Below are 22,190 nucleotides of genomic sequence, written 5' to 3'. Positions count from 1 at the left end.
AGTAATGTAGCCAAGGTTTTCAGGGGACAATAGTACTTGTTAATGTACCTGGGGTGCAGGGTTTTTGCTGGCCGCTAACTCCTGAGCACGAATTTGAATAAAATACTTACATTGTCGTATTAAGTGCGGGAATCGCTGGTGTTTATCTCGATTGAACATTGCAAGCCCTTACGCCGCCAGCAGAAGCGCAGCTTTGCTGCGCCCTGCTGACTAGCATTGTTATGAATTGTATGCTTCGTTCGAAGTGATCTTTGTAAGACCTTTGATGATTTTGTAAATCGACCAAATCCAAACGGCTAACAATATAAAATAGCCAACAACCACAACTGCTGAAATAAAGCCTAATATTGAAAGGCCAAGCCCCCACCAGAATGTTTTGATGATGTTTGAATAATGATCTTCAAATAGTGTGCCTTGAGCCTCTCCTTTTTTAACCATTGCCCAAATAGCACCAACGACCCAAAAGATGCCTGTAAACATACCGACAACCATAAGACCGTAGGCAATAAGAGCATTTGTTTTTGCAGCACCGTCTTTTATGGATAAAGATTGTGGTTCTACAGTTGCCTCTTGAATATCTGACATTAATTTCTCCTTAGTTGTCAGTTTGATGAAATTGTTAACGTTTGCTTCAGGCGCGCTGCCGAAGACTGCGTCAACAAATAGAGGGGCTAAGCCCCGGAACGAAGGAAGCATTTGTTAGCTTCACCTCTGCGTGCTAACACACGTACACACAGAGAAAGGAGTTATGTTATGGAAACCAGAATACAATTTGAGCCGATGAAGAAACGAAAAGGTTAGCTCAACAGATGACTGAAAGCCAAGGGCAAACTATTAGTGATGCCTGTCGAGAACTTACGGAACAACTTGCCGATCAGCAGAGAAAAAAAATATCGCAAGAAGCTTGGTTAACGAAACAAGTCAACTTGGCTTTTGAGAAACTTCATTCTCATAAATCCCATTTTATAGATCATGACGCGGCCAAAATTGAAATGATAAAACGCAAGGCGAAAATTCGTAAGCGAGGCAGTCGTTGATAATAAAAATCAACCCTTGTTTTAGCAGGTTAATATATGTTTTCTGCTTTCACTGGAGAGTATGACTCAATGAGTTCTAAACCTGTATCTGAAATTATGTTGAAGCCATGCCTCTTACCGCTAGGAATATGATAAGCATCACCCGCCTTAAGTGTGAACGTTTCATCCTCAATGAAAAATTCTGCTTCACCTGATAACACATATCCTATCTGCTCCATTGGGTGTGAATGATCTGTTTTCTCTCCTTTTTCATATCTAAAAACAACAAGTTGTGAGTTTTCACCTGTTATAGATTTGAATGAAACCTTTTCGCGCTTTTTCTTAAACTCAATTTCAGAGAATTTAGTTACAGGCATCAATTTTCCTTATTTTGGGCGACATAACGCTTGCGTATGGGCGCAGACATAGGCAACACCCCATGCAACTTGCCACCAACACCACGCACTTGTTATATGGCAGATGCAAAATCGCTGAGAGCCAGACCCTCAAACCTGAAATACTGCTTTTCTAAAATTTGCTCTGCCCCAATAGCCAAATAAAACTCACTTGCTACTGGGTTGGAGCTTTCTGCTGTCCAGTCCAGACGGTTGCAGCCATGTTCAAGAGCATAATTTGCTATGAATTTCATGAGCTGTTTACCAACCCCCTGGCCTCTTGATAATGCTGATGTGAACAAATCTTTCATGTATATTTGCCCAGAAAGTTTAGGAGCTGGATACAAAACTGAAATTGTTGCAAATCCAATTGCTTGCCCTTGCGAATCTGTAGCGAGGAGTACTTTTACTCCTGATAATTCAGAGAAAACTCTATTCTGAAAATAGTCTTGAATATCATCAATTGAAGCAGCTTCATCCCCAAAATAATACTCTTCAAGCTCTCTGAATATAGGCAATATCTGTTCAATATTTGATTTTGTAGCAAATTCAATTTTCATGATTATCTTGATTGAGTCATATAACGCTAATTTCTGCGGCGACGCGCAAGCTACACAGCAATCACGAATAAACCACCCTAAACCTCTCAAGAACCAAAACCATGTCCTCGGTCGGCTCCATCCCTAGCTCTTTAAATTCTTTACCAAAGAAATCCCAGTGAGCCTGACGCCACCATTCCAGAGATTTATCACCCTCACCTTCTGCCGCGGCAAACTCAGCTGTAACCTCCGAGAATTTACATTCAGAAACTTCCGTTTTTTCAATAATTGAAGTCGGATTCCCGCTCCAATCAGTCACCACCTGGAGATCGCCAGGCTTGGGCATTGGCTCCCCCTCTGACTCATACCAATACTTCATGCTGCAGGTAGCCGTTTTCACCCCTGCTAAAATCAGGTCAGAGCAAATATTGGCATTTTCCTCATCCGCGCAGAAGTAACTTGCCATTACGTTTTGGTGAAGCTCTCTTTGCTCAAGGTTCAAAGTTTCAAGGTATTGATTCAGATATTCTTCTTGTATTTTATTCATAGTCTTTACTTTGACTTGGATTCCCAGCCACGCTACCGCCCGAGGATTTCAAACTGTCGATACAGCTGACAAGCACTCCCTTGGCCCAATAACATACTGTTTGTTTGAATGCGTCTACTGTGCGACATGGTATCAGTATCTTTTATCGAAGGGTAGGTATCTGTGCCTATTCGAAGTTGCATGAGTATAAGCTTTGAGACTAACAGGGTCTGAAATATCAGACCCTGTTAGTCTATCAGCGTTCGATACGCCAGGTGGTGCCCTCACGACTGTCCTGCAAGATAATTCCCTGACTGGCCAGCTCTTCACGGATTCGATCCGCTTCCGCGAAGTCACGCGCCTTCTTGGCATCTTTGCGCTTTTGTATCATTGCTTCAATCCAGGCTTCATCCACTTCCGCACCGGACTTCAGGAACGACTCAGCATCACCCTGTAGAATACCCAGAATGCCACCCAGTTTAATCAGCAGGGCTGCCAGCGGTAATGCTTTCTTTTCGTCTTCGGCACGAACGGTATTCAGTTCACGCACCAGCTCAAACAGAGACGCCAAGGCTTCCGGTGTATTGAAATCATCATCCATGGAAGTCATGAATTTTTCTTCAAAACGAGTGCCTTCAGCTGCACTGACACCGGTTATATCCAGACCTTTCAGCGCCGTGTACAGACGCTCAAGACGAACAGCTGCTTCTTTCAGGCTGTCTTCCGAGTAATTGATCGGGCTGCGGTAATGGCTGGAGATCAGGAAGTAACGCACGACTTCGTCCGGGTACTTATCCAGTACTTCACGAATCGTAAAGAAGTTACCCAGACTCTTGGACATTTTCACATTATCAATGCGAATCGCCCCCGAGTGCATCCAGGTATTGACGAAGGTCTGGCCATTGGCCGCTTCACTCTGGGCAATCTCGTTTTCATGGTGAGGGAACTTGAGATCCGAACCGCCGCCATGAATATCAAAGGTTTCTCCCAGACAGCATTTACCCATAACCGAGCACTCAATGTGCCAACCAGGACGGCCATGGCCCCAAGGAGAATTCCAGCTCGGCTCGCCTGCTTTGGCACCTTTCCAGAGCACAAAGTCCATGGGGTCTTCTTTTTGCTCATCGACTTCGATACGGGCCCCGGCTTCCAGCTCTTCCAGAATCTTGCCAGACAGCTTGCCGTAACCCTCGAATTTGCGAACCCGGAAATACACGTCGCCGTTACCCGGTGCGTAAGCAAACCCTTTTTCAACCAGGTCGCTGATCATCTCGATCATACCTTCTACGTGCTCGGTCGCCCTGGGCTCCTGATCAGGCTCCAGATTACCCAGACGTTGAAAGTCTTCACGCATGGCTGCGATCATGCGATCTGTCAGTACATCAATGGTTTCACCGTTTTCAATGGAGCGACGAATAATCTTGTCATCAATATCGGTGATATTACGAATATAAGTCAGGTGGTAACCCTTGGCTCTCAGGTAGCGGGAAACCACGTCAAAAGCCGTAACTGTTCTGGCATGACCAATGTGGCAGAGGTCATAGACTGTCATACCACAGACGTACATCCGCACATGGTTTTCATCCAGCGGTTTAAATGCTTCTTTGGTTCGGGTCAGGGAGTTGTATATCTGCAACACGTTCTTTGTCCTGTAGCCCAATGATTCAGGCTATATGCTCTCCCCGTCGCCTTTCAGGAATTGGAGGCTGACAAGGAGAACTTGATTCCAAAAAATTCAGACTTTGCTGGCCCAGGTATCCTTGAGACCGATCGTCATATTGAACACAGGCTTATCAGCACAGTGCTCTCGTCGATCGGCAACAAAGTACCCTTCCCTCTCAAATTGAAAACCTTGTTCCGGTTCGGCGGCTACCAGAGAAGGCTCCACCCAGCCTGTCACGACCTCCAGGGAAGACGGATTCACATGGGCCATAAAATCTTCTTCGCCCTTGTCCGGAGCAGGGTTATTAAACAGGCGATCATACTTACGGATTTCTGCCTGCTTGCCATGGGTCGCCGATACCCAGTGAATCACACCGCGTGGCTTAATGCCTTCAGGAGGATTTTCACCCACAGTACCAGGTACGTAGCTGCAATGAAGCTCGGTGATTTCACCCTGTTCATCTTTTATCACTGCGTCTGATTTAATGACATAGGCGCTGCGTAGACGAACGTATTCACCCGACACCAGTCGCTTGAACTTCTTGCGTGACAAACTGGTGTCTTCAGTAAAGTCAGCACGATCAATATACAGTTCACGAGTAAATGGCAGTGTACGCTCACCCAGCTCTGGCTTGTTCGGGTGTGAGGCTGCAGTCATTTCCTGAACCTCGCCTTCAGGCAAGTTGGTGATCACTACTTTCAGTGGGTTCAAAACCGCCATGGCACGGGCTGCATTATGGTTCAGGTCGTCACGAATCGCATGTTCCAGCATGGCAACATCGGCAATACCGTCTGAACGACTGACGCCCACCATATCAGAGAATTTGCGAATAGCAGTCGGCGTGTAACCACGACGACGCATTCCGGACACAGTCGGCATACGGGGATCGTCCCAGCCTTCTACGATACCTTCATCCACCAGCCGCTTCAGCTTACGTTTGCTGGTGACGGTGTAGTTCAGGTTGGTTCTGGCAAACTCGTACTGTCTCGGCTTTGAGGGCACCGGCAGATTGTCAATAAACCAGTCGTACAGTGGACGGTGATCCTGGAATTCCAGCGTACAGATCGAGTGCGTCACTCCTTCAATGGCATCTTCCTGACCATGGGCAAAGTCATAGCTCGGGTAAATACACCACTTGTCACCAGTCTGGTGATGAGGCACTTTGCGGATACGGTAAAGAATCGGATCACGCATGTTCATGTTGGGGTTTTGCAGGTCTATCTTCGCTCTCAGGCTGCACTGACCTTCTTCATATTCACCGGCACGCATCTTTTCAAACTCGGCCAGGTTTTCTTCCACAGAGCGCCTGCGGCATTCGGTTTCAACACCGGGAGTATTGAAGTCACCCCGGTTTTTAGCCATGGATTCGGCGTCCTGATGATCCACGTAGGCCAGACCTTCTTTAATCAGATAGAGGGCCCACTCATAGAACTGATCAAAGTAGCTGGACGCGTAGCGAACCTCGCCGCTCCACTTGAAACCCAGCCAGCGAACATCTTCCTGGATGGCGTCCACATACATCTGTTCCTCTTTCTCGGGGTTCGTATCATCAAACCTCAGGTTACATTGGCCATTGAATTGCTCAGCCAATCCAAAGTTCAGACAGATCGAGGTGGCATGACCAATATGCAGAAAGCCGTTGGGCTCTGGTGGAAACCGGGTCTGGACCGATTGAACTGCACCTGCTGCCAGATCTTTTTCAATGATCTGCTCAAGAAAGTTACCGGATTTTGATGGTTTGCTGGATGAAGTGTCTGTTGTGCTCATCGGCTCAAGGCTGCTCATCGGCTCAAGGCTGTTGAATAAAATAAACGGCTGAGACTAACATTTTCCCGGCAAAGGGTACAGGTCAGACCGAATTTTGGCCTGAGGTTTCCGGTATTTATTCTACCCAGACCTTTTACACCAGCATCATAACCACCTAGAATTATCGGTTTCCCGTTCGCGGACCATTAGAACAGACATTACGGTAACCCTATGGTTGTACTGCATACCAATTTTGGCGATATCAAACTGGAACTGGACGCCGAAAAGGCCCCCAAGACCGTGGCTAACTTTCTGGAATATGTGAAGAACGGCCACTTCGACGGCACTATCTTCCACAGGGTCATTGATGGCTTTATGATCCAGGGCGGTGGTTTTGAACCAGGTATGGTTCAGAAAGACACTCAGGCTCCGATCGAAAACGAAGCAGACAATGGCCTGAAAAACGCCATCGGCACCATTGCCATGGCCAGAACAATGGACCCTCACTCAGCTTCATCGCAATTCTTTATCAATGTCTCCGACAACCCTTTCCTTAACCATACCTCCAAGACTCCCGATGGCTGGGGCTACTGCGTATTTGGCCAGGTCACTGAAGGGATGGACGTTGTCAACAAGATCAAGGCAGCGAAAACCACCTTCCGTGCCGGTCACCAGGATGTTCCCGTTGATGATGTAGTGATACAGTCTGCGGTCGTGACAGAACCTGAGGTTGTGGCATAGGTGACATAGATAGGAAGATAAATGAACATACAGTTCATTTCTGATCTGCATTTAACCCCTGAACGCCCAGACATTGTCCGGGCGTTCGTTTCTTATATGCAGGAACAGGCTTCGCAATCAGACGCACTGTACATTCTGGGTGATTTCTTTGAGTACTGGGTGGGCGACGACGCCATGGAGCCTTTTCATTACGACATCGCTCACCAACTCAAAACCTACACAGATTCTGGCAAGCCATTATTCCTGATGGCAGGGAATCGGGACTTTGCCATCGGCAAAGGTTTCCTGAAAATGACCGGAGCCACCTGGATCAATGACCCCTGCCCTGTTGACTTGAATGGTGAGACCGTTCTGCTAATGCACGGCGACCTGCTCTGCACAGGGGACCAACAGTACCTTCGCTACCGCAAGGTTATCCGCAACCCCCTGGTTCTGGGTATTCTTCGTCTGTCTCCATTAAGTTACCGAAAAAAACTGGCGCAAAAACTACGCAATAACAGCAAGAAAGCCAAATCCATGAAATCGCTGGACATCATGGATGTCACTCCAGAAGAAGTGGTTCGGGTGATGGATAAATATCAGGTTAAAACGCTGATCCATGGCCACACCCACCGCCCGGATACCCATAACGTCGAGCTGGCCTCAGGAACTGGTCAACGGATCGTGCTGGGCGACTGGGACCGGCAGGGCTGGGTGCTGACCTCCGACGAATCGGGGCTGAAGATGGAAGCTTTCGACATACCATCAGATCCTAATCAAACCGTCGATTGATCACCGACGGTTTTTCGATCCTTCAGGCGGCGGCCGGAACGCCGCTATGAAAACGGAATTCTTCATCAACGGATTCAATCGCTTCCCGTTCCACTTCTGCAAAAAAAGCCACCCGCTCTGTTATAGGCTCTTCAGAAATGTTTTCTGCCAGAGTCAGGTAATCCTTGAAATGCCGACCTTCCGACTTGAGCAGCGATAAGTAAAACTTCTTTAGCTCATCATCAAGATAAGGGGCCAGCTTGTGGAAGCGCTCACAGGAGCGGGCTTCAATGTAAGCACCAATAATCAGGGTATCCACCATCCGGGCCGGCTCCCAGGTTCTTACGTGCTTTCTGAGCGTTCCGGCATAACGGGAAGCTGACAGGGGTTTATAAGGAATACCCCGCTTTTTGATAATGGCCAGAACCTGTTCAAAATGCCTCAGCTCCTCACGGGCCAGGCGGGACATTTTGTTGAGCAAGTCAAAGTGCTCGGTGTAGCGGTACATCAGGTTCAGGGCGGTAGAGGCGGCTTTTTTTTCACAATTTGCGTGATCGACTAACAGAATGTCCTGCTGTTTCAGGGCTTCTGCAATCCATTCATCCGGCGTTGCACAGGGTAAAAAAGCATCCAGTTCAGGAAAGGATTTGGCCAGGTTCGCGTCACTCATATTACGGCTATGTCTCTCGGTTTCCATGATTCCGGCACTACCCTACCGGTAAAACTGCATCCTGTCATGGATTCCTTTCCTGACAGGATTCAGGACGAAAACGGCGAGAGCTTCTATATTGTTCGGGGTCAGAAGGGAAAAAAGCCATCTGTTTTCTCACCCACAGGTAACCATTGTCGAGACGTGCTATGAACAAGAAAGAGCTTGTTGAACAGGTCGCGGAACAATCCAACCTTTCAAAAAACAAGGCGGAGCAGGCCGTCAATGCCTTCATTCAAAACACTCAAGATACACTCGCCAAGAGAGAGATCGTGCAGCTGATAGGATTTGGAACCTTTTCCGTGGCGGATCGAGCGGCACGAAAGGGCAGAAACCCACAGACGGGCCAGGAAATTCATATACCTGCCTGTAAATTGCCACAATTCAAACCTGGCAACAAACTGCGGGAAGTCGTGAAGTAAATGGAGGAAAATAGTTCAAGAGCTGTCAGGACACAGCCAACAAGGCTTCTGTCCTGACAGCGCTTCGGTGAATTTATACGCCTCTGGCACTCATCAGGCCATGGCTTTCATGACATTGAGAATGGCTCGTTTTTTCTTCAGGTTCATTCTGTTCAGGGTGCGAATAATTTCATCATCGACCTTGGTGTCGCAAATGGTATCGACCGGTGACGTCAGGTATTGATTCCCCCGGCCAGTCGCCAACCATTCAAATGAAACTTCCAGAAGCTCAGCCATTTTTCGGAGATTTTCAAGACTGGGGCTGCTCATTTCGGTTTCCCATTGGGCCAGGGCGCTTCGGGATACGCCGATCAGATCAGCCAAAACTTGTTGAGAAAAACGCTTTTCCTTGCGTGAACGAAGGATCCTTGTTGTCAGGTTCATCCTTGAACTCTCGTTGATAATCGAAAAAGATACCTTATTAAAATTCAGTGTAACACAAGCTTTGGTAATGACAGATTGCAATGAGAGAGCCGACCCTGGCCCTAGCCTGCTTTCATAATCACACGGGCATCCAGGGCAGGTTTTAATACCCCCAGCACCTGCCCGGAATCAATGGCTTTAAGACACTGGTTGTCTACACAACTGGTCTTCCTGTGATTCCCGGCACTGACACAGGGTGAACAGGGCAATCCAGCGTAGATCGGTGTCGAATTCCCAAGGGCGCCGTACAAGGCGGGCGTTTCAGGCCCAAATATCACAAAGGTTTTCAGATCAGTGACAGAAGCAAAATGCGGCGGCCCGGAATCGTTGGACAACATCAGTTCAGAAATAGAATACAGGGGCACCAGTTCTTTGAACTCAAAAACCCCGGCACTATTGAGGCAACGCTCATGACTCACCTGCTGCCTGAGAATTTCAGCTTCTGAACGCTCAGCGGGAGCCCCGGTAATCACCACCAGAATATCGGAGTAGTCCGCCAGTAAAGTCTGAATCACGTTGACGTATCGATCTTTCATCCACCGCCTCTGGGGAAGCAGGTCACTGGCATTGGGGTTCACCAGCACCAATCGCTGGACGCCCGGCTTAAAGTCGCCATAAAGCGCTTTCAGCTTGGTGATCACCGATGACCTCAGGTCAGAGTTCACCTCTGCCCTGGCCAGTTCAATCTCTTCATCAAGCCACTCTTTCTGATACGGTTGATGAGGTTCATTTTGAGAAGCCCTCACCAGCGTCATAAAGTTTCTGGAAATATGCCTGTGGGAGTTATACATCACCGGATGAGTCAAATGATCCCCCCGGTAGAGGCCTTCTTCATGAACCCGGTCAAAACCTGTCCGGTTACTGGCACCGCTGAGCCGAGTCAGAATGGCGGTAAAACGGGAAAACAACTCCAGATCAATGACCGTATCAATCCTCTTTCTTCGACACCAGATCAGGAATTTAAGGCTACTGATGGCAAGACTGAAAAGATTATCCGGCTTAATCAGGAAAATTTTGTCCCGATCAATCGTATTTAACAGGTGCAGGCTGGCGACATTTTTTTCAAAAATAACAAAATGCAGTGTTTTGCCCTGCCCTTTCAACCAGCGCATGGAGGGGTCAGCCAGGATAGCACTGCCCATTTCAGACAGCTCAATAAACAGGACGTTGTTAGAAGCTGTTTTCTGCTCTTTGCGCATCCGGTCAAAGGGCCAGAAAACCAGTTTCAAAAGAAAACAGAGTGGGACACCTACGTAATGATCCACCCAGCGCATCGTATCTACTTTCATAGATTGGCTCCCTTAGCGACATTGGACTGCCGCCCTGCAAATACAAATACCGTCGCTATGGTGAAATTAAACAGCATGCCTGCCAAAACACCGGATACCAGTGCCAGCTGCTTGTAATCCATAAAGAAGGGTACAAAAGTCGTTAACAAATAGTAGGTGCCCCAGTTGGGAATAAAACTGATCAGGGACATCGTCAGGTATTTACTCCACTGCTTCAGCTTTTTCTCTTTGGGAACATGGGAAAAAGTAAAGGTACGGTTCCAAAACCAGTTCCAGCTGGCAGCCACCCAATAAGAGCCGCCCCTGGCCACTAAGTGAGGCACACCCAGCCACTGCCCTAGCAAGGTAAAAACACCCATATCCACCAGGAAGCCACTGGCGCCCACCATACCGAACTTGGACAATCTCTGCCCCATAAGAAACAACTTGTTCAAGAGGGTTCCGGGCTGTCTCAAGCGTGATGCCAGCTCGTCCTGGTAGAGACTGATCATGCAGTGAACGCTTAACACAAGCGCCAGCAGCGCCAATACAAACTGCAAATACATAATCACTGTGTAGGAACGAAACCCGTTGTCGTAGAACGGCAGGACAGCCACACACAACAGACCCAACAGAATAAAGACGATCCTGCTCTTTAAGCCAGATGTCAGCTTGCTGGCCAGGAAACGCCCTATGACAGCCGCTAAAATGCCCACCCAGGCACCCAGAAAAATATCAATCGGCCAATGGGCCCCCACCACAATGCGGGATATTGACGAAAAACCAGCAACCGTCAGAATCAGGTATTGGAGGCGTGGTTGCAAATAAAGGAACGAAAGTCCAACTAAAAGGAAAACCGTACCGGTATGCCCCGAAGGCAGCGAATCTGTTTTTACCACGGGCCCCAGCACATTCACGGCTTCAAGCCCCAACTCACCCACCGGGCGCAGAGTGGAAAAAAGCGCTTTACCGCCATTCAGCAGCAGGTCACCGACGATCATGGTAAACATAACGGCCAGTTGTTTATCGGGCTTTTTATAGAAGAGCAACATCGCCAGGGGGAACAGGAAGAAACCATCCCCCAGATTGGTTAACAGCACCCAGAAAACAGCAGCGGCAGCCTCAGTACCCCAGCTATTTATCTCATAAAAAACTGAATGATTGACAGCAGTCACTGAAAACAGAGCTACAAAGGGAAGCAACAAGCAGCTCGCTTTAATGATTATTGAGCGAGACCGGCCAAAATCTGCTCCGAACACATCGGACATTCCTTATATAACCTCAAAACCTATCAAAACAGTTTTCAGCGATAAAAACGATCACCCACCCTGAATGGGTCAAAATTATCCAACACTCAAAACCAAGTTACAACTGACAGCAGAAGATGCCCGAACAGTGTAAAAGGGCTGATGTGAATCAAATGTGAAATGAAAACCGTCAGACAATGGACCGGGTTTTCAGCAAAGCCACCTCAATGTAACGGTTTACAGCGGTAAAACTGGAACCGATTCACCATGATGGCGTCCAATCCAGACTCCATCTCATCGACCAGAGTGCAGGAAAAATTCTGTATTTCCAGATGGTCACTCTCAGGAGCCGATGACTTGTCGCGAACCAACAGGCCATAGCTATCGGCTTCTGGTTTACCATGCCAGAAGTCAAACTGAGTTAATCGATCCGTTAGCAGCTGAACGGGTTCTGGGTAGGCATACCAGGCTATGCGACTGGCCTTAGTCCAGTTATCCACCATCAACACCGGTTCTACCCCCTCTTCTTTCTGCCACTTCTGTTGCAAGAGCTGAGCCTGTTCAGCCGCTTCTTTCCAGCCCACCAGATCCTTGATGGCTGGCGCCATGAAAGGAAAAGTAGCAAGGGGCATAAATGCCAGAAAGAAGAACACAAAACCAATCAGCCCCAATGACAGAGCGGAAGAAAAAACAGTCAGACATTTCACCCACAAACGCGACCAGCCACGACAGATCCAGTAAGCCGACAAAGGTGCCAATAACGTCCAACCAAGGGCTGGCCAGTTAGGCAGCACCGTACCATCACCAGCGGACCAGCCGATCACTATCAGTAACGGCAGAGTATTCCAGATAATCAACCAGGAAGAGGCCCTGTCCTGTTCCGGAATCCGTTTTCTTAACAGTGAAACAGTAGCGGATATGGCAGCAACATAAGCCAGGATGGAATAAAAAAGCATTTGCGCCAACTGCATGCCCAGCGCCTCTTTTAAAGACCACTCCTTAACCCCAACACCACGGTCAAACTGGTAAGCGATGGATGCCCAATCGTTGTCAGCATTCCAGATTAATACGGGAGAGATCAACACCAATGCGATAAAGGCAGCTAACCATGGGCCTGCCTGCCAAAACCATCTCAGCCCCTGCTGCTGAATCATGAACAGGATCATACCCAAAGGCAGAAATATGGCCGTGTATTTGCTCAATCCTGCCAGCCCATAGACGATGCCCAGACCCAGCCAGTGCAGCAAACGATTGTGCTGATGGATACGGTAAATCAGCTCCAGGGACAAAAGGCCAAAGACCATTAGAGGCAGATCAGGCACCAGCCCCCACCCCATCAATTGCAGAATGGGTGCCGTATTCAACAAAAAGACAGCCACCAGCCCGGTCCAGGCCGGACCGTCAGGAAAGAGTATTCTGGTGACCCTGAACGCCAGATAACTGCTTAATGCGTAGAGAATTGCGGGAACAAGCCTGACGGTAAATTCATCGTAACCCAGCGGCGCTACCAATATCTGCAACCAGCCCACCATGGGCGGGTGATCAAAGTAACTCAGGGCCGGATGCAGAGCATAAAGTGCATAGTGAGCTTCATCGACACCCAGCGGCACTCCGGATGCCATGACCAAATGAACAAGCAGCACCACCACAATGATGCACCAGGAGGCAATTCGCCCTCGTTCCTGCATGAAACCCCACTTTATCCAAACCGAATACAAACCTTGCTATTATGCGACAATCCCTGTCTAAAAAAAGTGTATTTAAGTATGCATTACGTAAAAAACAATCGAATGAGCAAGTGGCAGACATGCATTCCCAGATAAATACCGACGACACCCATCACTGCCGCGAGAGTGGGTGGCCCGGGAATAGGCAATTTAATAGCAGTAAATAAAATACCGACCAACAGACCTGTAACCGTTGAAATAAGGACATCATACATGAGAAAGCACTCTTCGTATCAGCAGGTAGGAACAACTTCTGAAAAGGGTCTACGCTTATCCGCATCCCTTAACTCTCAAGTAACAATAAGTGACTAATGACACATCCTCAGGCGCTTGCAAGATACTTTGGCTTCAATACACTCTATTCAGAAGCCAGACAGCTGAAGATCAGACTCATCAGCACCCTTTCGCTTATTACATTACTCAGCCTCTATTCACACACCCCTGTACAGGCGGATGCGGGCATTAAGATGAGTAAAACCCATGAATACTGTCACAACGCCATGCGGTATCGCCATCGCTTCTCTCTCCCTTATTTTACCAAACGCCAGGACTGCAAAACCATCATTGAGACTGAAGATAGCCTGCTTCTTGAGAAGACCTTTTTCGCCTACCCCAACACACTGATTTACACCTGTCGTTTATTGCAAAGCAGCTCTGTAAACACTCCGTATCCTGATTGTCAGGCACTATCAAAGGCAGACGACCCCTCTGTTCGAGTCACTGCAGTACCCGACGACCCAACCCTACTGCTCAAGGATGGTACCCACCTGAATCTCCAGGAGTCCTTATCAGAACGTATCACCCATGCTCTGTACAACGGGGGCGGCCAACTGGTTAATCTCATATTCCATGGCATAATCTACCAAAAAATATGGCACCATTACCGGGGATCTACCAGCAACTCTAACTCTGCTTTCTTCATGATGGTGCACGGCATGGCCTGGAACACCCTTGCAGCCTACATACACCATACGGCTGCCAGCAACATCTACCGTGGTAATGAATTCACCTACTTCGAATCGCTCAGTAACCTCATTGAGATAACGCTTGGCACTCATGATTTGCTTGAGACTTTCTACTTTAGCCCATGGCCCACCACGCTATGGGGCAAGATCAGCGCAATAGGAAACATAGCATTCTTTGGGCCGATCTTTATGAACCTTTTTATCAATACAGCTTACCCGCCCTCTGAATACCTTTATGATAATAAGGCTTGCCCTCCCCTCACTTTTGCCCCCTTCAACGCCCACTGCAGCAAACAGATAGAACAGATCGACATTTACTTCGACCCATAACTCGCTCCCACGCTGGAGGGCACCTAGGAGCCTGACCGAGAATAGCTGCCCTCAGGCGCTAATGGGTGTGCGGAAAAATCAGGGGAGTACTTTGAAGGCTGGAAGTATCACTCTGATCATCTGACTCATCGGTAGTATTTACACTTGAGCTGGCACAATTACATGCTCCGTTACAATCACAGGCTGCGGTTAACTGCGAATTATCTGGGGAAGGTTGATTTTCTACAACATCATAATCATCGTCAGCAATAGTTAGAGTGTAACCATGACCGCTAACCACAATGGCCAATACCTTAACCTCATTGTCGGATAATTGCTTAATATGGTATTGCACTTTTATTCCATTACTAAAATTTATTGATACAAAATGCGATGGTCGTATAACTTCATTATCAATTTCAGTAATTTGCTCTTGCACGCCAAGCAGCGCAGGTAAAGCTGTATTGAATAACTGAGGCATTATTAATTCCACCACCACGGCATTAGTTTGCTTTAGACGGGCTATTACCCAGTGTTGTGCTTCAGGGGAATTCATAAAAAGGTCAACTATATGAGTGTTATCGCCTATAGTTTCCATGCTTGGCGATGGAAACACGTCATTATTACTGTTTACCGTCCTACGAGACAAGGAGCGCTTAGCGATGGAGACATGATCTGGTAAACGGCTTGGTGTTGCGGCTTCCAGCGCTTCCACCTTCTCTCCATAGTCACTATCGCTACTTGCTTTACACATCGCGTATAAGAAGAAAAAAGGAGGGCAGAAAATGCAAGATAACAGCTCAGCAAAGTGACGCGCTGCTTTTGTCATTTGACCTTTTAGTATGTACTGAGTAAAGAATTTATGCTGAAGACTATCGCTAGCACCTCTTAATAAGGAATAAAAAGGTTCTGGCACATTAATATCAGGAGCATTCTGATTAAAAACTACATGAGTGGTAGAGGCTACTTCATAAATAACAAACTCATAAAAAAACATATTCATTCGAGTGGACCAGTCTACCTCTGATGAGTAATCATCAAATCCTGTAAAAGCATTGCTACGACTGACCTGATTGGATGTTGCAACAACACCATCCAGAACTAAATACCCATAATGTTTCAGCTGCCACTTAAAGCACAATTCGTTTGAATTTGAGTAAGATGATAGCGAGCATAGAAGTAATAAAATAATTATTCTGACGTTTATTTTCATCGTCAACTACCTGTTTTGACCAATATCGACTTTTAGAGGCTGGCAGTTAAGAATAGCTTAGACAGTTCATTTCACTGTTTTTTTTATCGAGAGCTCTAAAGACCAGTTATGTTTCAGAGCCTGATGAGTCACTCCCTCGAAAAAATGACGACAGAATACCAGTAAGGGAACTGGCGATCAAAATCATACCGGAGTATGGTAGGCAGCAAGCTTAAACTCCTATGTCATTGATTGCTATGTCTACCTCTGTTGCTATTCCTCAAGAAGCCAAAGACGTCATTAAGTTTGCAGCCAAACAACTCACTGGCATGAAAAAAAGAATCTTCATGGCTGAGGTGTCGAAAAAGCTCTGCTACGAGAGTCCCCGCTTAACGGAGTCAGAGTTTGGTTGGAGCAGAAAGTCCGTAGAACTCGGTATCAATGAGCTACGGACAGGGTTCGAGTGCTTTGGCCATTATGAAGTATGTGGCAAGCGCCGTTCAGAAATTAACCTACCACAATTAGAACAAGACATCCGTAGTCTGGTTGAACCGGAAAGCCAGGCAGACCCACAGATGAAGAACACATTAGCCTATACTCGCATTACAGCTAAAGCGGTTCATCGAAAGCTCATTGAAGAAAAAGGCTGGGCGGAAGATCAGGTTCCCAAAGTGCGAACCATTAATGATATTCTCAATCGCCTGGGCTATAAACTGCGTCGGGTACAAAAACCAAACCCCAAAAAAGTCCCGGAAACCGATGCCATTTTTGAAAACGTCCACCGAATAAACGAAGAAGCTAAAAACAACAAAAAAGCGTTGCGAGTCAGCATAGACTGCAAAGCAACAGTTAATCTTGGCGACTTTTCCAGAGGGGTAAATCTCGTGGGAAGGCTCCTGTTAAAGCACTTGATCATGACATGGCTACGAAGAGTAAACTGATTCCTTTTGGCATTCTCAATCTTGAAAACGACCAACTCCATATTTTCTACGGCAATTCGAACAAAACCAGTGATTTTGTCTGCGATGCGTTCGAGTGGTGGTGGGATCTGGTGAAAGAAGAAAATCCGGAGGTAGAGGAGATTGTTATTTTTGCCGATAATGGTCCGGAAAATAATAGTCACCGCACTCAGTACCTCTCAAGGCTGGTGCGTTTCAGTCAAAGCAAAGGCCTGAAAATTCATGGGGTGTACTATCCTCCCTATCACAGCAAATACAACCCCATCGAACGTAGGTGGTCTTCGCTGGAAAATCATTGGAGTGGGACGTTATTGAATACAGTGAGCACTGTATTGAAATGGACGGAAACTATGACATGGAAAGCGATGAGTCCTGTGGTTAATCTGCTGGACAAGTTTTATCCCAAGGGAGTGAGACTTGGAAAATCAGAAATGACTGATATAAATCCATACATTATCAGGAATCCGAAACTACCAAAGTGGGATATGACTGTCGTTCCTGAATCGGTAGTTTCTTAACCGCCACTTCCCTAAGTCACCTCAATGAGTTTGACGTGAACAATCTACGCTCATCCTGAGCGCCCTTCGACTCCGCTCAGGATGCACGGTCGAAGGATGCGGACTCCGAACCAACAATATAGTGGACCCCATAAACTGGACAGCTAGCTAAGTTAAGTTTTCTGGCTGTAACATGACCCTAAAGGAGGGAATCATGGCAGCAAAAAGAAAACGACACGCGCCCGAGTTCAAGGCACAGGTGGCACTGGAAGCTTACAAGGGCGATAAGACTATAAACCAGCTGGCCAGTGAGCATGAAGTTGCAGCTGTGCAGGTCAGTCAGTGGAAGCGTCAACTGCTCCAAGGGATTTCAGAGGTCTTCGGCAGGACAAGACCAGAGGTTGATCCGGAAACGCTGACAGCGCCACTTTACCAAGAGATCGGTCGGCTCAAAATGGAGCTGGACTGGTTGAAAAAAAAATCAGGCAATGTCCACTGATGAGAAGCGGAGGTGCATTGAGCCAGATCATCCAGAACTGAGCATTCAGCGACAATGTGAGCTGATTGGGTTAAACAGGTCAAGTTGGTATTACCAAGCCTCTCAGGCTCAGGAAAGCCTGGAGAACCTGAGCCTGATGCGCTTGATTGACGAACAGTATACACGTACACCGTTTTACGGCAGTCGCAGGTTAACAGCGTGGCTGAATAACCAGGGCTATCCAGTCAACAGGAAGCGTGTTCAGCGACTCATGCAGTTGATGGGCATACAGGGTGTAGGGCCAAAACCTGGAACCAGTCTGAGGAACAAGGAGCACAAGGTGTACCCTTACTTGCTTCGAGGGGTTGAGATTCTCAGGCCTAACCAGGTGTGGAGTACTGATATTACCTACTGCCCTATGCCGCAGGGTTCATGTATCTGGTTGCCATTATTGACTGGTATAGCCGTTACGTGGTGAGCTGGGAGTTATCAAATACATTGGATGCAGATTTTTGTATTCATGCGTTGAACCGTGCTCTGGAGCAGGCACAGCCTGACATATTCAACACAGACCAAGGTTGTCAGTTTACCAGCCATGATTTTCTGGCACCCTTACAGGAACGGGAAATCAGGATCAGTATGGACGGCAAAGGCCGGGCATTGGATAACATTTTTGTAGAAAGGCTCTGGCGTTCCGTCAAGTACGAGTGGCTATACACACATGAGTTTCAGACGGTTCCTGAGCTTCACGCAGGGCTGGATGAGTACTTTGAGTTTTACAACACTGAGCGATTACATCAGTCGCTGGACTATAAGACACCTAAGGCAATTCACTTTGCATGAGGGATTTTCAACCACTGCCAGGACTTAACTTAAATTTGTTGATTTACTGTCTTGACAGTGGGGTCCACCATACAATGAGGAGCGCGCCACCCCTCCCTTCGTCCGCGCACCCTGAACAAAGTTTGGGTGCCATTGATAGAGGGGATCCGTCAACTTGATCGTTTTTTCATTTTTTTACGACAACAAAAAAAGCCCACTGTAAAAAGTGGGCTTTTTTAAGTGAAATCAATCACCTGTTTGGTAGGCGGTACTGGAGTCGAACCAGCGACCTCTACGATGTCAACGTAACGCTCTAACCAGCTGAGCTAACCGCCTGAAGTTGCTGCGTATATTATCAATCCAGATGAAAAATGCAAGCCCCGATTCCTGATTACTCAAAAAAAATCAGCAGCCCGGCTGAACCTGCATCTGGTCAAAATATGTACAAATGATAAGTACCTGACCAGCACCATACTCTGTACAAAAAATGCTCATGCTTTTGCCCTGTCTACGGTCCCTGAATGGCTATTTTGAACTATTTTTGTTTTTTCGGCTCCAACTACCATCAGACAGTAGCCTTGCAGGTGGTTGCAACATCCACTCTAAGAGGCTGCATTTTTATATCTAAAAACCAAACAGGGTGAAAAAAATGCTATTAACTAAGAGAAAATTTTATTTAAAAACGGTTTTTTTATTGTTTTTTGCTTGTTTTTCCAACATCAATGCCAGCAGTGCTAAATTATTGGACGTTGAAAAAATGAAAAAAGAGCTTGCAGAGAAAGGTGTTCATATCGAAGCGAGTGTCTTTGAAAGCATCAGCACTACCGATACAATAACTGAATCAGTTAATGGAAAAGTAAGACGCTTTCAACAAATTAAAAGCAGCTCAAACATTGGCAAGATTATGTCTACCGTTAATAAACCTAAGAGTCTGGCCAGTCATAATTTTTATGCTAATGCGGGTCTATTGACTATCGGCTCTCGCATAAAAAGTGGCAGTAATGAAATCAAAGTTTCTTTCTTTGATCCCAATACAGGACAGTCTTTAACGTTAACACTTTTCAACCAGCCCTACTATTTTCAAATAACTCAGGCCAGAGTTACAAATCAGAAAAAAAACACCAATAGCATCATCCCAGTCAACAAAGGTACAAACTCTGTTGATGGGAAAATTCATTTACACTGGTCTGTCAACGGCCCTAATAAACGATTCACTGTCTACATTGGTAAAACGATGCTAAGCCAGTTTAATACTCCCAACTTTCCGGTAAAAGAAGTATTTATAGATAATGGCAGAGAGACAATCACTGCTGAACTGACCGGTGTCCCGAACCAAAACAGGGAACCGCTCAAAGTAACGTCCCAAGTCATTCCAATGAGGACGATCTCATTTGCCACCAACCAGAGGTAATGTGGCAACTCAACAGATGCGGCATTCTTACCTTGAAAATTAAGAATGCCCAACAAGTCTGTTATTTCAATACCCGGTCTCGGAGTCTGGCTACCTGATCACGAACGGCTGCTGCTTCTTCAAACTCCAGATTGCGGGCATGTTCCATCATTTTGTCTTCCAGCATCTTGATCTCTTTGGCCAGTTCCTGGGCAGACAGCTCATGATGATACTCCGCTTTCGGTTCTGCGACTTTACGACTGGACTGCCCTTTCTTCTTACCGGGAATAACTGCACCTTCAAGAATATCCGACACCGATTTATGAACACTTTTCGGGGTAATGCCATGTTCTTTGTTGTAAGCCAGCTGTTTCTTACGACGACGTTCGGTTTCATCAATCGCCCGCTGCATTGAGCCGGTTATCTTGTCGGCGTACAGAATCGCCTTACCATTGACATTACGAGCGGCACGACCAATAGTCTGTATCAAAGAGCGGTCAGAACGGAGAAAGCCTTCCTTGTCGGCATCGAGAATAGCCACCAGGGACACTTCCGGCATATCCAGACCTTCCCTTAACAAGTTAATGCCCACCAGCACGTCAAACGTGCCTATTCGCAAGTCACGAATGATTTCAACCCGCTCTACCGTGTCGATCCCGGAGTGCAAATAGCGACAGCGAACCCCGTTTTCATGGAGATAGTCGGTCAAATCTTCTGCCATGCGCTTGGTCAGGGTCGTCACCAGAACTCTGTCGCCTTTCGCCACCGTTTTATTAAGCTCGGTAAACAAATCATCCACCTGGGTCGTAGCAGGACGAACTTCAATCTCCGGATCAACCAGCCCGGTGGGCCGAACCACCTGGTCCACAATCTGTCCCTGATGCTCTGCTTCATAAGGGCCGGGCGTCGCAGACACAAAAATAGTTTGCGGGCGTCGTCCTTCCCACTCTTCAAATTTCAGGGGTCGGTTGTCCAGCGCAGAAGGCAGCCTGAAGCCGTACTCCACCAGCGTTTCTTTACGAGAGCGGTCGCCTTTATACATTCCGCCCACCTGGGGCACGGTGACGTGTGATTCGTCTATGACACACAAGGCATTGTCAGGAATATAATCAAACAGCGTCGGAGGTGCTTCGCCGGGCCGGGTGTCCGACAGGTAGCGGGAGTAGTTTTCGATACCGGTGCAGTACCCCAGCTCCAGCATCATTTCCACATCGTACTTAACCCTCTGCTCCAAACGCTGGGCTTCCACCAGTTTATTGTTGTTCCTGAGCACCTCCAGACGTTCAACCAACTCTTCCTTGATCGCTTCTGTGGCGTCAATAATAGTCTGGCGTGGTGTGACATAGTGAGTCTTCGGGTAGATGGTTGCCCTGGGCAGTTTTTTGAGTACTTCGCCGGTCAGGGGATCAAACTCACTGATCTCTTCCACCTCTTCGTCGAACAGCTCCAGCCTGATGGCTGCTTTTTCCGATTCTGCCGGGAAAATATCAATAACATCACCGCGCACCCGGTAGGTCGCCCTTTTCAATTCCGTATCATTGCGCGTGTATTGCAGCTCAGCCAGCCTGCGTAACACCTCCCGCTGGTTAATGATTTCGCCCCGGGAGATATGCAACATCATCTTTAAATACGACTGGGGATCACCCAGACCATAAATCGCTGAAACCGTCGCGACAATAATGGCATCGTCCCTTTCCATTAACGCTTTGGTGGCAGACAGTCTCATCTGCTCAATGTGCTCATTGACCGAGGCATCTTTCTCAATAAAAGTATCGGAACTGGGTACGTAAGCCTCGGGCTGGTAGTAATCGTAGTAAGACACAAAATACTCCACCGCATTGTCAGGGAAAAACTCCCTGAACTCGCCGTATAACTGTGCCGCCAGGGTCTTGTTATGGGCCATGACAATGGTGGGTCTTTGCAGCTTTGCAATGACATTGGCAATGGTGAAGGTTTTGCCCGACCCGGTCACCCCCAGCAACGTCTGGCAGGCCAGACCCGACTGGATACCCGCCAGCAGCTTTTCGATGGCCTCAGGCTGATCCCCGGAAGGCTGGAATTTTGATGATACCTTGAATGTCTTTCCCATACGTATCCACTGGCAAATGCGTTTAAACCCGCTGTTAATTGTAAGTTGATTATAAACAGCCCCGCACCGGAAAAGCAGGGAAAAACTGCCCACAGCAAAAATGAAACCAGCGCTTCGGTTTTCAGATGGCGCAGTGAACAGGCCTTGTGTATGATGCGCAATGCTGATGCATGATTCCCTGACAAGCCTGCTTGTCAACCCTGTAAAATTCGCACGGGAATCAGTATCAGTCAGGAGCCCTGGCAAAAATAGCGCCGGGCGCCTGACGGACTTTATAC

The 22,190-nt window shown here is 47.4% G+C and carries 21 protein-coding genes, 1 tRNA gene and 1 pseudogene; 9 read left to right on the top strand and 14 right to left on the bottom strand.

The window, feature by feature from the left end:
* Positions 1 to 219: 219 nt before the first annotated feature.
* Complete coding sequence (locus K7B67_RS07310) at positions 220 to 696, bottom strand: hypothetical protein (protein ID WP_252179695.1); 477 nt, start codon at positions 694 to 696, stop codon at positions 220 to 222.
* Positions 697 to 809: 113 nt separating this feature from the next.
* Here K7B67_RS07310 and K7B67_RS07305 point away from each other — a divergent pair, with 113 nt between their 5' ends.
* Positions 810 to 1,037: a damage-inducible protein J gene (locus tag K7B67_RS07305; protein WP_346658265.1), complete on the top strand. Its 228-nt coding sequence runs from the start codon at positions 810 to 812 to the stop codon at positions 1,035 to 1,037.
* Positions 1,038 to 1,066: 29 nt separating this feature from the next.
* On the opposite strand, the gene K7B67_RS07300 is transcribed toward K7B67_RS07305, so the two are convergent.
* The 5 genes from K7B67_RS07300 to K7B67_RS07280 all read right to left on the bottom strand — a co-directional run bounded on the left by K7B67_RS07300 (position 1,067) and on the right by K7B67_RS07280 (position 5,906).
* Complete coding sequence (locus tag K7B67_RS07300; RefSeq protein ID WP_252179694.1) at positions 1,067 to 1,393, bottom strand: cupin domain-containing protein; 327 nt, start codon at positions 1,391 to 1,393, stop codon at positions 1,067 to 1,069.
* A 92-nt stretch (positions 1,394 to 1,485) separates the two neighbouring features.
* The gene (locus K7B67_RS07295; RefSeq protein WP_252179693.1) at positions 1,486 to 1,971 is read right to left on the bottom strand and encodes a GNAT family N-acetyltransferase; all 486 of its coding nucleotides are present in this window, start codon (positions 1,969 to 1,971) and stop codon (positions 1,486 to 1,488) included.
* A gap of 61 nt (positions 1,972 to 2,032) precedes the next feature.
* A complete protein-coding gene (locus K7B67_RS07290) occupies positions 2,033 to 2,497 on the bottom strand; it encodes an ASCH domain-containing protein (RefSeq protein WP_252179692.1) in 465 nt (154 codons plus the stop codon).
* A gap of 235 nt (positions 2,498 to 2,732) precedes the next feature.
* A complete protein-coding gene (gene cysS, locus K7B67_RS07285) occupies positions 2,733 to 4,112 on the bottom strand; it encodes a cysteine--tRNA ligase (protein WP_252180547.1) in 1,380 nt (459 codons plus the stop codon).
* 99 nt (positions 4,113 to 4,211) lie between these two features.
* Positions 4,212 to 5,906: a glutamine--tRNA ligase/YqeY domain fusion protein gene (locus K7B67_RS07280; protein WP_252179691.1), complete on the bottom strand. Its 1,695-nt coding sequence runs from the start codon at positions 5,904 to 5,906 to the stop codon at positions 4,212 to 4,214.
* Between the two features lie 210 nt (positions 5,907 to 6,116).
* On the opposite strand from K7B67_RS07280, the gene K7B67_RS07275 reads away from it, so the two are divergent.
* Together K7B67_RS07275 and K7B67_RS07270 are read left to right on the top strand one after the other, a co-directional pair.
* On the top strand, positions 6,117 to 6,626 hold the full coding sequence (locus K7B67_RS07275) for a peptidylprolyl isomerase (protein WP_252179690.1): 510 nt from the start codon (positions 6,117 to 6,119) through the stop codon (positions 6,624 to 6,626).
* A gap of 21 nt (positions 6,627 to 6,647) precedes the next feature.
* Positions 6,648 to 7,397 carry a UDP-2,3-diacylglucosamine diphosphatase gene (locus tag K7B67_RS07270; RefSeq protein WP_252179689.1) on the top strand — a complete coding sequence of 250 codons (750 nt, stop codon included), beginning with the start codon at positions 6,648 to 6,650 and terminating at the stop codon, positions 7,395 to 7,397.
* Between the two features lie 22 nt (positions 7,398 to 7,419).
* Here the strand turns inward: K7B67_RS07270 and miaE are convergent, their stop codons facing one another.
* On the bottom strand, positions 7,420 to 8,073 hold the full coding sequence (gene miaE / locus K7B67_RS07265; RefSeq protein ID WP_252179688.1) for a tRNA isopentenyl-2-thiomethyl-A-37 hydroxylase MiaE: 654 nt from the start codon (positions 8,071 to 8,073) through the stop codon (positions 7,420 to 7,422).
* A gap of 161 nt (positions 8,074 to 8,234) precedes the next feature.
* Here miaE and K7B67_RS07260 point away from each other — a divergent pair, with 161 nt between their 5' ends.
* Complete coding sequence (locus K7B67_RS07260) at positions 8,235 to 8,507, top strand: HU family DNA-binding protein (protein ID WP_252179687.1); 273 nt, start codon at positions 8,235 to 8,237, stop codon at positions 8,505 to 8,507.
* Between the two features lie 93 nt (positions 8,508 to 8,600).
* Here K7B67_RS07260 and K7B67_RS07255 read toward each other — a convergent pair whose 3' ends face one another.
* The 4 genes from K7B67_RS07255 to K7B67_RS07240 all read right to left on the bottom strand — a co-directional run bounded on the left by K7B67_RS07255 (position 8,601) and on the right by K7B67_RS07240 (position 13,172).
* The gene (locus tag K7B67_RS07255) at positions 8,601 to 8,930 is read right to left on the bottom strand and encodes a helix-turn-helix transcriptional regulator (protein ID WP_252179686.1); all 330 of its coding nucleotides are present in this window, start codon (positions 8,928 to 8,930) and stop codon (positions 8,601 to 8,603) included.
* A gap of 101 nt (positions 8,931 to 9,031) precedes the next feature.
* Positions 9,032 to 10,258 carry a glycosyltransferase family 9 protein gene (locus K7B67_RS07250; RefSeq protein WP_252179685.1) on the bottom strand — a complete coding sequence of 409 codons (1,227 nt, stop codon included), beginning with the start codon at positions 10,256 to 10,258 and terminating at the stop codon, positions 9,032 to 9,034.
* Positions 10,255 to 11,247: a GtrA family protein gene (locus K7B67_RS07245; protein WP_252179684.1), complete on the bottom strand. Its 993-nt coding sequence runs from the start codon at positions 11,245 to 11,247 to the stop codon at positions 10,255 to 10,257. The genes K7B67_RS07250 and K7B67_RS07245 overlap by 4 nt, the downstream gene beginning before the upstream one ends.
* A gap of 461 nt (positions 11,248 to 11,708) precedes the next feature.
* The gene (locus K7B67_RS07240; protein WP_252179683.1) at positions 11,709 to 13,172 is read right to left on the bottom strand and encodes a glycosyltransferase family 39 protein; all 1,464 of its coding nucleotides are present in this window, start codon (positions 13,170 to 13,172) and stop codon (positions 11,709 to 11,711) included.
* 350 nt (positions 13,173 to 13,522) lie between these two features.
* On the opposite strand from K7B67_RS07240, the gene K7B67_RS07235 reads away from it, so the two are divergent.
* Entirely contained in the window at positions 13,523 to 14,506 is a 984-nt protein-coding gene (locus K7B67_RS07235; protein ID WP_252179682.1) for a hypothetical protein, read from the top strand.
* 58 nt (positions 14,507 to 14,564) lie between these two features.
* On the opposite strand, the gene K7B67_RS07230 is transcribed toward K7B67_RS07235, so the two are convergent.
* On the bottom strand, positions 14,565 to 15,698 hold the full coding sequence (locus K7B67_RS07230) for a hypothetical protein (RefSeq protein WP_252179681.1): 1,134 nt from the start codon (positions 15,696 to 15,698) through the stop codon (positions 14,565 to 14,567).
* Between the two features lie 221 nt (positions 15,699 to 15,919).
* Between K7B67_RS07230 and K7B67_RS07225 the strand changes: the two genes are divergently transcribed.
* From K7B67_RS07225 to K7B67_RS07215, 3 genes and pseudogenes are all read left to right on the top strand, one after another.
* Positions 15,920 to 16,618, top strand: coding sequence for a hypothetical protein (locus tag K7B67_RS07225; protein ID WP_252179680.1), 699 nt, complete (start codon positions 15,920 to 15,922; stop codon positions 16,616 to 16,618).
* The gene (locus tag K7B67_RS07220; RefSeq protein ID WP_252179679.1) at positions 16,597 to 17,154 is read left to right on the top strand and encodes a transposase; all 558 of its coding nucleotides are present in this window, start codon (positions 16,597 to 16,599) and stop codon (positions 17,152 to 17,154) included. Before K7B67_RS07225 ends, K7B67_RS07220 begins: the two co-directional genes overlap by 22 nt.
* 193 nt (positions 17,155 to 17,347) lie before the next feature.
* Positions 17,348 to 18,454 (top strand): annotated as a pseudogene (locus tag K7B67_RS07215) (IS3 family transposase).
* Positions 18,455 to 18,692: 238 nt separating this feature from the next.
* Here K7B67_RS07215 and K7B67_RS07210 read toward each other — a convergent pair.
* Positions 18,693 to 18,769: transfer RNA gene (locus K7B67_RS07210), tRNA-Val, on the bottom strand.
* Positions 18,770 to 19,082: 313 nt separating this feature from the next.
* On the opposite strand from K7B67_RS07210, the gene K7B67_RS07205 reads away from it, so the two are divergent.
* Complete coding sequence (locus K7B67_RS07205; RefSeq protein ID WP_252179678.1) at positions 19,083 to 19,844, top strand: hypothetical protein; 762 nt, start codon at positions 19,083 to 19,085, stop codon at positions 19,842 to 19,844.
* Between the two features lie 61 nt (positions 19,845 to 19,905).
* On the opposite strand, the gene uvrB is transcribed toward K7B67_RS07205, so the two are convergent.
* Positions 19,906 to 21,912 (bottom strand): excinuclease ABC subunit UvrB, encoded by a 2,007-nt coding sequence (gene uvrB / locus K7B67_RS07200; protein WP_252179677.1) that lies wholly within the window; start codon positions 21,910 to 21,912, stop codon positions 19,906 to 19,908.
* Between the last annotated feature and the right edge of the window lie 278 nt (positions 21,913 to 22,190).

This window comes from Endozoicomonas sp. 4G (genome assembly GCF_023822025.1).
Classification (GTDB): Bacteria; Pseudomonadota; Gammaproteobacteria; order Pseudomonadales; family Endozoicomonadaceae; genus Endozoicomonas_A.
This window is presented reverse-complemented; position numbering and strand designations above follow the sequence as displayed.